Source organism: Roseateles oligotrophus (assembly GCF_025717515.1).
In the GTDB taxonomy this organism is placed as follows: Bacteria; Pseudomonadota; Gammaproteobacteria; order Burkholderiales; family Burkholderiaceae_C; genus Paucibacter_A; species Paucibacter_A oligotrophus.
In genome coordinates this window covers 173052-186736 of record NZ_JAJIRN010000009.1, presented here as the reverse complement: position 1 = coordinate 186736, position 13685 = coordinate 173052, and the positions used below count along the sequence as shown (strand labels likewise).

General features: G+C 62.9%; 11 protein-coding genes. 5 read left to right on the top strand and 6 right to left on the bottom strand.

The features are described 5' to 3' along the window. The first annotated feature begins 120 nt into the window (after positions 1–120). The 3 genes from LNV07_RS20075 to LNV07_RS20065 are packed head-to-tail and all read left to right on the top strand — an operon-like array spanning position 121 to position 2254. Entirely contained in the window at positions 121–630 is a 510-nt protein-coding gene (locus tag LNV07_RS20075; RefSeq protein WP_263572959.1) for an SET domain-containing protein, read from the top strand. Between the two features lie 11 nt (positions 631–641). Beyond that, positions 642–1538, top strand: a complete 897-nt coding sequence (locus tag LNV07_RS20070) for a biotin--[acetyl-CoA-carboxylase] ligase (protein ID WP_263572958.1) — start codon at positions 642–644, stop codon at positions 1536–1538. Between the two features lie 5 nt (positions 1539–1543). Then, positions 1544–2254 (top strand): hypothetical protein, encoded by a 711-nt coding sequence (locus LNV07_RS20065; protein ID WP_263572957.1) that lies wholly within the window; start codon positions 1544–1546, stop codon positions 2252–2254. Between the two features lie 19 nt (positions 2255–2273). On the opposite strand, the gene LNV07_RS20060 is transcribed toward LNV07_RS20065, so the two are convergent. The 4 genes from LNV07_RS20060 to tkt form a co-directional block, all read right to left on the bottom strand. Further along, complete coding sequence (locus LNV07_RS20060) at positions 2274–3314, bottom strand: hypothetical protein (protein WP_263572956.1); 1041 nt, start codon at positions 3312–3314, stop codon at positions 2274–2276. Between the two features lie 146 nt (positions 3315–3460). Beyond that, the gene (locus LNV07_RS20055; protein ID WP_263572955.1) at positions 3461–5743 is read right to left on the bottom strand and encodes a S8 family peptidase; all 2283 of its coding nucleotides are present in this window, start codon (positions 5741–5743) and stop codon (positions 3461–3463) included. 357 nt (positions 5744–6100) lie between these two features. Continuing rightward, positions 6101–7099: a type I glyceraldehyde-3-phosphate dehydrogenase gene (gene gap / locus LNV07_RS20050; protein ID WP_263572954.1), complete on the bottom strand. Its 999-nt coding sequence runs from the start codon at positions 7097–7099 to the stop codon at positions 6101–6103. Positions 7100–7175: 76 nt separating this feature from the next. Then, complete coding sequence (gene tkt / locus LNV07_RS20045) at positions 7176–9209, bottom strand: transketolase (protein ID WP_263572953.1); 2034 nt, start codon at positions 9207–9209, stop codon at positions 7176–7178. Between the two features lie 195 nt (positions 9210–9404). Here tkt and LNV07_RS20040 point away from each other — a divergent pair, with 195 nt between their 5' ends. After that, positions 9405–10007 carry a hemerythrin domain-containing protein gene (locus tag LNV07_RS20040; protein WP_263572952.1) on the top strand — a complete coding sequence of 201 codons (603 nt, stop codon included), beginning with the start codon at positions 9405–9407 and terminating at the stop codon, positions 10005–10007. Here the strand turns inward: LNV07_RS20040 and LNV07_RS20035 are convergent. Then, positions 10004–12106 (bottom strand): TonB-dependent receptor, encoded by a 2103-nt coding sequence (locus LNV07_RS20035; protein WP_263572951.1) that lies wholly within the window; start codon positions 12104–12106, stop codon positions 10004–10006. The genes LNV07_RS20040 and LNV07_RS20035 overlap by 4 nt on opposite strands. Before the next feature lie 138 nt (positions 12107–12244). Beyond that, entirely contained in the window at positions 12245–12874 is a 630-nt protein-coding gene (locus LNV07_RS20030; protein ID WP_263572950.1) for a hypothetical protein, read from the bottom strand. A gap of 221 nt (positions 12875–13095) precedes the next feature. Between LNV07_RS20030 and LNV07_RS20025 the strand changes: the two genes are divergently transcribed. Next, entirely contained in the window at positions 13096–13536 is a 441-nt protein-coding gene (locus tag LNV07_RS20025; protein ID WP_263572949.1) for a copper chaperone PCu(A)C, read from the top strand. Positions 13537–13685 lie beyond the last annotated feature (149 nt).

The following is a 13685-nucleotide window of genomic DNA, read 5'->3' as shown; positions in this document are numbered from 1 at the left end:
TTTTCGTCAATGAAGGGATAGCTTCAGCAAACCAAGCTAGACCCTGCCTACAATCCGGCCTCGCGCACGCACGCACCCACACGCGCGCACACCCATGAATTCAATGTACCTAAAAAGCCGATGAGCAAGTCCACAGCCAAAAAAACTGTCAAACCTGCGCCAAAGGCCAGCCCAGCCAAGCCAAGCGGACGGCGCATCCAAGTGCGCAATTCCGGTGTCCATGGGCGCGGAGTCTATGCGGTAGCGGCGATAAATTCCGGCGATGTGCTGATTGAATACACCGGCGAACGAATTTCTTGGGACGAAGCGATGGACCGCCACCCCCATGACCCGGCCCAACCCAACCATACTTTTTACTTCCATATCGAGGACGGCCGCGTCATCGATGCGCTGCATGGCGGCAACAGCTCGCGCTGGATCAACCATGCCTGCGACCCCAACTGCGAAGCCGATGAAGAAAACGGCCGCGTCTTCATCAAGGCGCTGCGCGACATCTTTCCCGGCGAGGAATTGTTCTACGACTACGGCCTGACGATTGACGAGCGCTACACGGCGAAACTGAAAAAAGAATTCGCCTGCCATTGCGGCAGCCCCGATTGCCGTGGCACCATGCTGGCGCCGAAACGTTGAGTTATGTAGCCGTGACCGCTATCAAGCACCAGAACTGGAACACCGAGAGCCTCTACGGGGTCTTGCAGCGGCTATTGCCAGGCATCAGCATCGAGGTGCTGGCCCGCTGCGAGTCGACCAATAGCGCGCTGCTGGAACGGGTCAAGAGCGAGTCGCGCAGCGGCGAACGCCAAAGCTATGGCCGGCGTGCCCACGATATGCAGCCCTGTCTGCTGGTGGCCGAACACCAAACCCATGGCCGTGGCCGCCTGGGCCGCGCCTGGCTGTCGGCACCGGATAACTCGCTGACCTTTTCGCTCGCCTTGAACCTGTCGCCCAGCGACTGGTCGGGCCTGTCGCTGGCGGTCGGCTGTGCCATTGCGGACGCGATTGAGCCCGCTGACAAGCTGAACTCGCCCCCCCGTTTGACGCTCAAATGGCCCAACGACATCTGGCTGGACGGGCGCAAGCTGGGTGGCATCTTGATCGAAACGGTGACGGCCGGCGAAGGTCGTATGGTGGTGATCGGCGTGGGCCTGAACATCAGCGAGTTGAGCGCCGGCACCGACAGCGAAGCTCAAGATTCGGCCGCCCTGTTCAACACCGGCTTCGCGGCCTTGAACGAGTTGCTACCCAATTGCACGGCCCCCTCCGCGCTGGCCTTGATTGCCCCGGCTTTGGTGCAATGCCTGCTGGATTTCCAGCAAAACGGCTTTGCGCCCTGGTCTGCCGCCTATGCAAGGCGAGACCTGACCCTGGGCCGCAATGTCACGGCCGGCAATGTCGAGGGCATCTCGCGCGGCGTCAGCGCCCAGGGCGAGCTGCTGCTGCAAACCCCGCAAGGCCTGGTGGCGATCAGCGGCGGCGAGGTCAGCGTCAGGTTGGCGGCCGCGACCGACTCATCCGCCTGTGTCCGACAAGGAAGCTGACCGCCATGTTGCGCGCCCTGGTCTTGCTCTTGCTGCTGCTGAACGCCGCATTTTTCGGCTGGACCCAGGGTTGGCTGGACCCGTTGGTCGGCATCAAGGCCAGCGGTGACCGCGAACCCGAACGGATCGCTCAACAGTTGCACCCGGAACGAGTCACCCTGCTGTCCCCGCAAGCCGCAGCCGCGCTGCAAACCCGCAGCTGCCTGGAGTTAGGCCCCCTGAACGGCGATACCGCGCTGGCCGAGGCGCAGGCCGTGCTGCAGCGCGCGGGCTTTACCGCCAGTGACTGGCAGGCGCAGTCGAGTGAGCAGGCCGGCGTCTGGGCGGTGGCGACGATTCGCCTGCCATCCAAGGACTTCCAGGCACGCAAGGAAGAAACCTATAAGAAGATGAAGATCGGCTTTGAGTACCTGAGCGGCCCGCCCGAGGAACTGCCCACCATGGTGCTGAGCCGGCACGCCAGCGACAAGGCCGCTGCGGCCGCACTGGAAGCGCTGACGCAGCGCTCGCTGAAGGGCCTGCGGGTCATGCAACTGCAAGCGCCGCTGCAGCGCCACAGCCTGCGCGTCCCCAAGGCCGACAGCGCCCAGACTGCCAAGCTGATGGGGCTGGCCAAGGAGCCGGCCCTGCATGGGGGTTTCAGGGCTTGTGCTGCGCAGCCTGCTGAGGCGGCGGCGAGTGCCGCCGCTGCAGCGAGTTCGGCAAGCGCGCCTTGATTGCCGCTGACTTTTGAGCTTAACTGCTTAAGTCGATGGTGCCGCAGGGCACATCGATGATGATGTTCTGGGTCAACACTTGATCGAACACTTCGCGGCTGAGATTGAGTGTCAAGCCTTCAAGCCAGGCCAAGAACTCGACCCGGTTCAGATTGCGCTCGCCGACCTCGCCGACCCGGTTTTTGAATGCCGGTTGACCTACTCCCCACATCACCTTGAACGGACAAGCCATGGTCGTCAGGTCGAACTTGACCTTTTGCTTGTCGATGTCTTTGACCGAGCCCAGGAAATTCATCAAGGAGCTGTCCTTGAGCGCGTAATCGTGACTGCGGGTTGCGGCTCTGAAATTGAACAACTGCTCAATCGTCACAGGCTGAGCGTTTGCTGGCAGACAGGGCAGGCGGTATTCACCCGCATGCTCAAGCGCGATATTGGCCAGCGCCGTTGAACTGCTGTTGTAGATGATCTTCAGCTCCGGCGCGGCATCCGGTTTGACGAAGCGAATCTGCAGCATGACATTGCCGGAGTTTGCCCTCTTGATAGTGCTGGCCAGCGCATTGTCTTCGGTCCAGCGCGGCAATTCGGCCGGCGTACGCAGGCAACTGAGCACCCGGTCAGTTGCGACCGGCACCACAAAGCGCATATCGTTCCAATGCACCGACTCGCCGCCCTTGGGGCTGAATGCGAACTCTTGCACCGCCTCGATTTTTTGACCCGCAGCCAAACAAGGCAAGCGATAGCCGCGCAAATAACGTTGCACTTCATCAACCGAGTCGTCGGAACCGTTGCGACTCAAAACTTCGACCTCAGGGGCCTTGTCAGCAGCAAAAAAGCTCAACTTGACGCGGAAATTGGCGCTGCGCTGCATTGCCAAATCTCGCTCCGGATATACCGGTGGTGGCCCCGCCTTGGTCAGGCATTGCAGGGGCTTGGCGGCGTCTTGATCGACAACCAGATTGATCGCGTGAGCAGAAAAAGCGCAGCCTAGCGCCAGCGTTAGCCCCGAGGCACGCCCGGCAAACAGCCAAGCACTCCGCACAAAAAATGTTGTTTGACCCATCTGACACTCCCTCTTGCGTGAAGAGTTCGAGAAACTTTTGTCCTCTTGAACTCCAGCGGCAGACTTCGGCAGAACCAATAGGCTCATGCCCAGCCCGCGTCGCAGCGGGAAGTGTAGCGGGCTGGCCCGCCGGTGCAATCGCGTTTCTACCGAGCTAACGCTGATTCCGCAGGCACCCTAAGCGGGCGACGCAAGAGCCAGGTCGAAAAACCCAGCATCGCGACCCACAGGCTGCTGAAAGCCCCGCCGCCACCGCCGCCGCTTTCAGCGACGGGTGTCGGCGTTGGTGTTGGTATTGGTGTCGGAGCCGCTGCGACGGCGAAGCTGCGCGAAACCGATGCCGCAGCCGTGAAGTTGCCGTCGCCCGCTTGACTCGCCGTGATCGTGCAAGTCCCGGCGAGCAGCAGGCTCAGGCTGCTGCCGCTGACGCTGCAGACCGACGCCGTGGTCGATGCGAAGCCGACCGCCAGACCCGAGCTGGCCGTGGCCGTCAGCGCGGGAGGCGCTGTGCCCAGCACTTGATCCGCCGGGCCCGTGAAACTGATCGTCTGCGCGGCCCTCAGGACGTCAAAACTGCGACTCAGCGGGCTGGCGGCCGCATAGCTCGCGTTGCCGGCCTGGCTGGCCGTGATCGTGCATGTACCGGTCGCAAGCAGGCTGACCGTGTTGGCGCTAACGGTACAAACCGCTGGCGTTGCGCTGGCGAAACTGACCGCCAAGCCTGAGCTCGCAGTGGCCACCAAGGCGGTGCTGGCGCCATAGACCTGATTCGAAAGGCCGGCAAAGGTGATGGTCTGAGCGATGCCGGCAACGGCTGCTGCCACCGCGGCAGACGCATCCAGCATGCCCGCGCCGCAGGTGCTGGTGGTGCAGTAACACTCCAGTTGCTCGGAAGCGGTCGGGGCCACGCACTGCGCCGTGCCGGCGGTGGCACCGGTAGAAACAAATGGCCGCGCCGTCCTTTGCAAAATGCTCAACACCTCGGTGGAGCTCAAGGCGGGCTTGGCCGACAGCATCAGCGCGACCGTGCCGGCCACGATGGGCGCAGAGAAGCTGGTGCCCACCGAAGCGCTGTTGTTCGTGTAGCTCGCATCGGCCGTGACCGGCGTCGTCGTGCCGCTATTGGTGGTGGAGAGCATCGGGTAGAGGCAAGCCCCCGTCAGGTTGACGCAATTGCCGCCCGGCGCGGCAATGGAGACCTCGGGGCCGACGCTGGAGAAGCCGACCTTGCTGCCGACATGGCGCAGGCCGGTGACGGCAATCACGCCGGGGCAATTGCCGGGCAGGCCTACGGCTTGGCCGGCGCTATTGCCAGCCGCCACAACGATGGTGGCCCCGGTGGCGATGACCTGGTTGATGGTGTCGCGGTAGGTGCCCGAACCGGTGGCGGTGCAAGTCCCTGTGCCACCGAGGCTCAGATTCAAGACCTTGGCGGGATTGGGATTGGTCGGCACGCCAGGCACCGCGATACCGGCCGCCCATTTCATGCCAGCCATGATGTCGGAGTCGAAGCCCCCGCATTTACCCAGCACGCGGATGGGCAGAATCCTCACCCCCCAGGCCACGCCTGCAATGCCTTGGCCGTTGTTGCTGCTGGCCGCGATCAGGCCGGACACTCTTGTGCCATGCCAACTGCTGTTGCCGATGTCGCTCGCATCGCAACCCGTGCCCAGCGTGCCGCCGTTGATATCGGCCTGAGTCACATAGTCGCCGGGGTCGGAGGCATCGTCATCCCGCAAGCCCCCATCGCCGGCGGTGGCCGCGTTGTTGATCATGTCGTAACCACCGACGAATTGACCGGCCAGGTCGGGGTGATCTTTGCGCACGCCGGTATCCAGAACCGCCACCACCACCGAGGCGTTGCCGGTGGTCCGGTCCCAAGCCGTGGGCGCATTGATGCTGGACACCACCTCGCCGGCCGGAGCCTTCAAATACCATTGACCATTGGCCGAACCATTGCCCGCCGTTGGGGCGATGCCACCAAAGCCGGCGAAGAGCGGGTCATTCGGCGTCACCGCCGTATGCCGGCGGCGCTGATCGATGACCACCATCTCGACCTCGCTGTCCAGCGCCAGCCGCTTGACCAGCGCTGCGGAGTCCATGCCTTTGGCGGTGAACACATGGGTGCGCTCATCCAGGCTGCGGTGGGCCTTGAGGCTCACCACGCCCTTGTTGACACCGGTGCGCATGCCCAAACCGGTGGCACGGGTCTGGGCAATATCCTGGACCGCAAAACGACTCGCCTGCGCCGCCATGATCTTGGCCCGCACACTCGGCGCGGCGACCTTGAAGCGGACGATCACGCGGGCACTGTAACTATTGACGTCTGCCGGCGCGGCTTCGGTGGCAGGAGGCAAGGCCGCGCGGGAGTCTGGCGCAGCACCCAACAGCAGCGTCGACAACAGGGGAGCAAGAATCAGGTACTTCATGGCCGGGCAACTCCAATCAAGACGCACCGTCCGCGCGGCGCAAGTCCTTGCAGTTTAGACCGCGCCTCTGTAAAGCAGCGGTAAAGAAAGGCAATTAGCGGCCGCCTGTTCTTGCCGAGCCCCAACGAAAAAGGCCTTGCTTTTCCATCAAGCAAGGCCTTCGGTTTGGCTCGTAAGCCACTCAATCAGTGGGTGCCCGAGCCATTCGCTGCGCGGCGGCGGTCCGGCACACCAAACCTCTCAATCAGTTGGTGCCCGAGCTAGCCGCTGCGCGGCGGCGGTCCGGCACACCAAACCTCTCAATCAGTTGGTGCCCGAGCTAGCCGCTGCGCGGCGGCGGTCCGGCACACAAAGGATTTATTTGGCTATCACGCGCACCATTTCGAGCACCTTGTTCGAGTAGCCCCATTCGTTGTCGTACCAGGCCACCAGCTTGACAAAAGTGCTGTCCAGCGCAATGCCGGCATCGGCGTCGAAGATCGAGGTGCGCGAGTCGCCACGGAAATCGGTCGCCACGACCTTCTCTTCCGTATAGCCCAGCACGCCCTTCAAAGCGCCTTCGGACTGAGCCTTGAACTCGGCGCAGATTTCCTTGTAAGAAGCTTCGCTGTTCAGCTCAACCGTCAGGTCAACCACCGACACGTCGGAGGTTGGCACGCGGAAGCTCATGCCGGTCAGCTTCTTGTTCAGCTCGGGGATCACCACACCGACGGCCTTGGCGGCACCGGTGCTCGAAGGAATGATGTTTTCCAGAATGCCACGGCCGCCGCGCCAGTCTTTATTGCTCGGGCCATCGACGGTCTTCTGCGTCGCAGTGGCCGCGTGCACGGTCGTCATCAGGCCGCGCTTGATGCCCCATTTGTCGTTCAAGACCTTGGCCAACGGCGCCAGGCAGTTGGTCGTGCACGAAGCGTTGGAGATGATGGCTTGGCCGGCGTAGGTCTGGTGATTGACGCCGAACACGAACATCGGGGTGTCGTCCTTCGACGGTGCCGAGAACACCACCTTCTTGGCGCCCGCTGCCAGATGCTTTTCGCCCGAAGCCTTGTCGAGGAAGAGGCCGGTCGCCTCGATCACGATGTCGGCGCCGACATCGTTCCACTTCAGCGCCGAAGGATCACGCTCTTGGGTCAGGCGGATGGTCTTGCCGTTGACGATCAGGTTCTGGCCATCGACCGAAACCTCGCCGTCGAACTTGCCATGCACGCTGTCGTACTTGAGCATGTAAGCCAGATAGTCGGGCTCCAGCAGGTCGTTGATGCCGACCACTTCAATTTCCTTGAAGTTTGCGATGGCTGCGCGAAACACCATGCGGCCGATGCGGCCGAAGCCGTTGATACCAATCTTGATCGTCATTTGAGAGTCTCCAAAAAAACAATTGCAAAACCGCTAAAAAAAGGGGTGCTGAGGGCACCCCTTCGTCATTCACCAATTACTTCTTCTTGCCCAGCGCAACCTTGACAGTGGCGGCGACATTCTCGGGCGTGAAGCCGAAATGCTTGAACAGCACCGGCGCCGGTGCCGATTCGCCGTAGGTGTCGAGGCCGATGACGGCCGCGCAACCATATTTCCACCAACCATCCGTCACGCCCATTTCCACCGCCACACGTGGCAGGCCTTCGGGCAGCACGGACTTCTTGTATTTGGCGTCCTGGCGGTCGAACACGCTGGTCGAAGGCATGGACACGACGCGCACGCCGATGCCGTCCAGCGCCAGCAACTCTTGCGCGCGCATCGCCAGCTGCACTTCGGAGCCGGTCGCGATGATCACCGCCACGGCTTTGCTCTTGATGCCGACCGAAGCAGGCTCGGCCAAGACATAAGCGCCCTTGCTGATCTCGTCCAGCGCCTTCTTCGGCGCATAAGGCAGGTTCTGGCGGCTCAGCGCCAGCACGCTTGGGCGGCTCGCATTGCCCAGCGCCATGGTCCAGGCGACCGCTGTTTCGGCGGTGTCGGCCGGGCGCCAGACGTCAAGGCCGGGGATCAGGCGCAGGCTGGCCACATGCTCGACCGACTGGTGGGTCGGGCCGTCTTCGCCCAGGCCGATCGAGTCATGCGTGAACACATGGATAACGCGCAACTTCATCAGCGCGGCCATGCGGATCGCGTTGCGGCTGTAGTCGCTGAAGGTCAGGAAGGTGCCACCGTAAGGGATGTAGCCGCCATGCAGCGCGATGCCGTTCATGATTGCGGCCATGCCGAACTCGCGCACGCCGTAATTGATGTGGCGGCCGCCATTGCTGCTGCCGTCCGCTTCCAGGCGGAAAGCGGTCGCGGCCTTGGTATTGGTCAGGTTGGAGCCGGTCAGGTCGGCCGAGCCGCCGAGCATTTCGGGCACGGCCGCCGTGAAGGCTTCCAAGGCGATCTGGCTGGCCTTGCGGCTGGCGACGGTTTCGGCCTGCGTGTGGGCGGCGATCACCGCGTCAACAGCGGTCTGCGCGAAGTTGGCAGGCAAGTCGCCGGCCATGCGGCGCTTGAACTCGGCCGCCAGCGCGGGATGCGCCTTGGCGTAAGCGGCGAAGCGCTTGTCCCAGCCGGCTTGCAGCTTGGCGCCTTGCGCCTTGGCGTCCCAACCGGCATAGACCTCCTTGGGGATCACGAAGGGCTCATGTGCCCAGCCGATCGCCTCGCGGGTCAGCTTGATCTCGTCGCCGCCGAGCGGCTCGCCATGCGCCTTGGCCGTGTTGGCGCGGTTCGGGCTGCCCTTGCCGATATGGGTCTTGGCGATCACCAGCGTCGGCTTGGCGGTGCTCAGCTTGGCCTGGGCAATCGCGGCGTCAACGGCGTCGATGTCATGGCCATCGACCGGGCCGATCACATTCCAGCCATAGGCCTCGAAACGCTGCGCCGTGTTGTCGGCAAACCAAGGGGCGACCTGGCCGTCGATCGAGATACCGTTGTCGTCATAGATGGCGATCAGCTTGTTGAGCTTCCAGGCGCCGGCCAGCGAGCAAGCCTCGTGGCTGATGCCTTCCATCAGGCAGCCGTCACCCATGAAGACATAGGTGAAATGGTCGACCACGCTGTGCTTGTCACGGTTGAATTCCTTGGCCATCATCTTCTCGGCCAGCGCCAAGCCGACCGCATTGGTGATGCCCTGACCCAGCGGGCCGGTGGTCGTCTCGACGCCGGGCGTCACGCCGACTTCCGGGTGGCCAGGGGTCTTGCTGTGCAGCTGGCGGAAGTTCTTCAGCTCTTCCAGGGCCAAGTCATAGCCGGTCAGGTGCAGCAGCGCATAAATCAACATCGAGCCATGGCCGTTGCTCAGCACAAAGCGGTCACGGTCGGCCCATTGCGGGTTGCTCGGGTTGTGGCGCAGATGGCGGTTCCACAAAGCGACGGCGATATCGGCCATGCCCATGGGCGCGCCGGGGTGGCCGGAATTGGCTTGCTGCACGGCGTCCATGGCCAATGCGCGAATGGCGTTGGCCATCAAAGTAGGGTTGCTTGCAGCGGTAGTTGCCATGGCTTGAGGAGCGAGAGTTGCGGGGTAACCCGGGATTTTACTTGGCCGGCGCGTGCCGCTGCTTTGAAGGCCGCAAGACTAAATCACGGGTCGGCAAAAACTCTTGATCCAGAGCAAGTAGCGGCGACCAAATCGTGACAAGCTGCCGGACAAAATACAAGCTCGCCTGCAAGCCTTTTGGCGACGGAGACAGACATGATAAGCAAGCCGCTGACGATCAAGGTTATCCAGGACGAGCATGGCGCACTGTCGGCGATGCTGCATTCGGTGCCGCTGCTGCTGGCCAAATGGCGTGGTCGTGCGGCCCCGCCCGAGGCGGCCGACTTTGCCGTGCTGCGCGCGATGCTGTTTTACGTTGACGAATTTCCCGAGAAGCTGCATCACCCGAAAGAAACCGAGCTGCTCTTCCCCAAGCTGCGCGCCCGGGCGCCCGAGATCCGCGACCTGCTGGACAAGCTGGACGAAGACCATTTGCGCGGCGAGCGGGCCATTCGTGACCTGGAGCGTGCGCTGCTGGCCTTCGAGATGATGGGCGAGCCGCGCCGTGCGGTCTTTGAACAGATGACCGAACGCTATGTGCATGCCTATCTGCACCATATGCAGACCGAGGAGCGCGAGATCTTGCCGCTGGCGCTCAAGGTACTCAAGCCCGATGACTGGTCCGACCTGGACGAAGCCTTTGCCGCCAACCGTGACCCGCTGACCGGCCACACGCCGGATGAGCAGTACCGCGCCTTGTTTGAAAAGGTGCGGGCAGCGCTGCCGGCGCCGGTATTGCCGCAGCAGGCAGGCTCCTAGAAGCCGCTATTCCAAGTCAGGCGCAGGCTGCGTGGCTCGACCGGGTGGAAGTGACGGTCGGCAACGCCTTCGGCCGCCTCACCCTTCAGGCGCGAAGCATAAAAGTAATCGATATCGCTGGCTTGTCGGTTGAATAAATTGAACAGATCCAGCGTCAGGCGGCTGTCGCGGCCGAACTTGTAGCCGATGCGCGCATAGGCCAGCGTGGTCGCGTTGGAGCGTTGGCTGTTGTCTTCGATCAGCGCGCGCGGCCCCATATAGCGGAGCTGGAAATGGCCAAACCAAGGGCCCAGATCGGTGACCGTGGCACCCAGCGACAGCACCTTGCTGATTGCGCCCGGCACATAGGGGCCTGCCGGATCGGCATCGGTGAAGCGCGCACGCGACCAGGAGATATCCGCATCCAGCAGCAGCCAGGAGGCGGCGATGTAGTGGTTGTTCCACTCGAGGCCTTGGCGGCGGCTGGCGCGGCTGGGCTCGGTATCACCCGCGTCACCGACGAACACCAACTCCGAATCCAGCCTCAACTGCCACAGCGCCAGCGAACTTTGCAGGCCCGGAATGATTTCGCTGCGCAGGCCCAACTCGGCCCCCTTGGAGCGCACCAGCGCATCGACCGATGCGGCCGGCAGGCCCTCCTTGGCGGTGACGGTCGCCGTGACGCCGCGCGCATCATTGCTGTGAAAGCCGTGGCCGTAGTTGAGGAAATACTCGGTCTTGCTCCAGGGGCCGAAGACCAGCGACAGCTTGGGCGAGACGATATTGGCGCTGTTTTTGCCGCTATTGGCGGCGATTGAGCTGTTCACATCGAAGTCGAAATGGTCGGCGCGCAGGCCCGCGACGCTGCGCAGCCAAGGCGTCCATTGCAGCGAGGTTTCGGCATAAAGACCCAGCGTGGTCTGGCGCGTGCGACTCTCCTGCGTCGTCGCCACGCGCTCGCGCGCCACCGAGGCATACAGGCCGACCGGCGCGAGGCGGTCATGGCGGAGCTGCAGGCCCAAGCGGGTGCCGGACTCCAGACCCGCCAGTTCACCGTTCCAATGACGACTGCTGTTCAGCCCATAGACCTGGCGCTGCTCGGCTTGCTCGAATTGATCGCCATGCCATGCCGTGGGGTCCAGATCGACCGGTTTGTCCAGAAAGTAGCTGAAGTTGGAGAACAGATTCAGGCGCGAACGGATCGCGTAGGCATTCAGCTTGAAGCCGCCCTCCGCGTCGCTGCGCTCATGCTCGAAAGACAGGCTGTAGCGCGCGGTGCGACCACCGTCGCTGGGGTCAACCGTGCCAAAGCGGCCGATCAAGCCGCTTTGCACCGCCCGCAGCGGCAGCTGATCGCTCGCGTTCCAGTCGGCCGAATAGGCCATCGCGGTAATGGCGCTGCGGCCCTGTTCATTCGCAATGCTGTAGCGCAAGACACTGTTGAAGCGACGGAAGTCCTCCGGATTTTCCCAAGGGCCGTCGTTACGCGCCGCCTCGACGGCATATAGCAGCCGGCCGCCTTGCAGCTCCAGCGACTTGGCCAGCAGGCCACGCCGATAGCCGAATTGACCCAGCGTCGCCGCCAACACCCCCTTGTCCAGCCGATCGAACAGGCCGATATGGGCCGCGCCGGCGGATGAAAAGTCGCCCTCCTCGGCGTAGTAAGGGCCTTTCTTGTAGTCGATGCGACTTACCAGTTCGGGGATCAGCCAGTTCAGATCGCTATAGCCATGGCCATGCGCATGCGTGGGCATATTGACCGGCATACCGGCCACATAGGTGGCGAAGTCGGTGCCGTGATCGAGGTTGAAGCCGCGCAGAAAATACTGGTTCGCTTTGCCGTCACCGCTGTGCTGGGTGATGATCACGCCGGGCACAAACTCCAAGACCTCGGCCGGCCGCAATGTTGGCCGGCTCTGCAGCAGCTTGGCGCTCACCGAGCCCTGGCTGGCTGCGTCCGAGCTGCCGACCGCATTGATGTAGTTGCCGCTCAGCAGCACCGGTGCCAACTGCTCGGTGGCCGTAAGTTCGGGTTCGGCCAAGGCGGTATTGAGCCCGCTCAGGCTCAGCAAAGCAGCGGCCAAGCGTTGCTTGCGCTTCAAAAAAATTTCGGTATTCATGGGAACGGGTGGAGCGGCTCTTGCGCCAAGCAGGAGTTAGAAACGCGCAATAAAAACAGGCGATCCCAGCAGCGCTGGCGATCGCCTTGGCATTGGCTGTGACGGCCGCAGCCGTCAAGCGACCGAGCGGCTGATCAATTAAGCGCGGCGGCGGCGTGTCAGGCCCAGCAGCGCGATGCCGCCGACCATCATCATCAGGGCGGAGCTGGCTTCGGGCACGGCCGAGACGCTGGCAATATCATCGAAACCGATGTTCTTACCGGCGCTGCCGGTCAGATCGAAGGACTTGGCGGTGCCGCTGAAATTCAGCGCCACTTGCTTCCATGTGCCGAAGCCGTCGGCTGCCGTTGCGCTCAGATCGAAGCTGCCGAGCAAGTCGCCGGTACCGTTCAAACCGGAATAGGCCTTGACGGCGCCGGTCACATCAACATAGCTGGCGTAGAACAAGGACAGACCGTTCTCGACACCGGCCGCGACGTTCATATAAGAAGCCGTCGTGTCATAGGCGTAGGCCGTGCCTTGGGCCGACGGAGCGCCGCTGTAGTAAGTGAAGTCGGCGTCATTGGACAGGCCGGACACGCCGACAAACTCGACGCCAACATTGACGCCTTCAGCGCCGTCATCGGCCGTACCGCCGTTGTAGAAACCGGCGACGCCGCCGTTGTTGAAATCCCAGTTCTTTTCAAAGTCGACCACGAAGCTCGTGGCACCTGCGAAGGCTGGGGCGGCGGCAAACAGGGCCAGGGCGGCCAGGCGAGAAAGCTTCATGGGACAGATCCAGGTTGGTGAGAGTCAAAGGCGGCCAAGGAAGAAGCCACAGAACGACGCCAGTCTATTCACGCAACACGACAACAGTGTGACCAAGCCAAGCCCCTTGCGGCCGCCATTCGGATCAAGCGCCGGACGCGGTCTTCGCCCCTGTCATCGGCGCTTCATATCAAGTCGCTAGGCTCCCGGTCTTCCCATCTCCAGCGCTCGCGCCACAGACCATGACCCAGCTCATAGATCGCCGCTTTTTGCTGCGCGCCGCCATGGTCGGCGGCCTTGGTGCATGCTTGGCCGACGTGCGCGCCTGCGAATTTTTTTGCAGCACCTTGCGCGTCACCCACCCCTGGACGCGTGCCTCCGCCCCCGGCGCCAGCACGGCCATCATCAGCATGAAGTTCGATGAGGTGCGCGAGGACGAGCGCTTGATCGGACTCGAAACCCCGGTCGCGGCGCGTGCCGAAATTGGCGGCGCCGGCGCCGGCCGCGAATTGAATTTCTTGATCCCGGCCGGCCAGGACACCCAGCTCAGCGAAGCCGGCACCTTCATCCGGCTGATCGGCCTGAAGCACCCGCTCGAGTCGGGCCGCAGCTATCCATTGACGCTGATCTTCGAGAAGGGCGGCCGCATCGAAGCCGACCTCAGCGTCGACTTCGACAGCTGAACATTCGCAGTAGGCCATCAGGCAGGGGTCAAACCGTCACGACCAAGTCACCTCCGCTCCCTACCATCCGCTGGTAATTTCGGCGCGGCCGTTTTGACCGGCCAAAGAATCGCCCCACATCTCAGCCCTTTCCCGCAAAACAATCAGGA

Bases quoted from the DNA above. Each gene is read 5' to 3' on its own strand.
- LNV07_RS20075 (WP_263572959.1), top strand. From the start codon at position 121: ATGAGCAAGTCCACAGCCAAAAAAACTGTCAAACCTGCGCCAAAGGCC.
- LNV07_RS20065 (WP_263572957.1), top strand. From the start codon at position 1,544: ATGTTGCGCGCCCTGGTCTTGCTCTTGCTGCTGCTGAACGCCGCATTT.
- LNV07_RS20060 (WP_263572956.1), bottom strand. From the start codon at position 3,314: ATGGGTCAAACAACATTTTTTGTGCGGAGTGCTTGGCTGTTTGCCGGG.
- LNV07_RS20055 (WP_263572955.1), bottom strand. From the start codon at position 5,743: ATGAAGTACCTGATTCTTGCTCCCCTGTTGTCGACGCTGCTGTTGGGT.
- gap (WP_263572954.1), bottom strand. From the start codon at position 7,099: ATGACGATCAAGATTGGTATCAACGGCTTCGGCCGCATCGGCCGCATG.
- tkt (WP_263572953.1), bottom strand. From the start codon at position 9,209: ATGGCAACTACCGCTGCAAGCAACCCTACTTTGATGGCCAACGCCATT.
- LNV07_RS20040 (WP_263572952.1), top strand. From the start codon at position 9,405: ATGATAAGCAAGCCGCTGACGATCAAGGTTATCCAGGACGAGCATGGC.
- LNV07_RS20035 (WP_263572951.1), bottom strand. From the start codon at position 12,106: ATGAATACCGAAATTTTTTTGAAGCGCAAGCAACGCTTGGCCGCTGCT.
- LNV07_RS20030 (WP_263572950.1), bottom strand. From the start codon at position 12,874: ATGAAGCTTTCTCGCCTGGCCGCCCTGGCCCTGTTTGCCGCCGCCCCA.
- LNV07_RS20025 (WP_263572949.1), top strand. From the start codon at position 13,096: ATGACCCAGCTCATAGATCGCCGCTTTTTGCTGCGCGCCGCCATGGTC.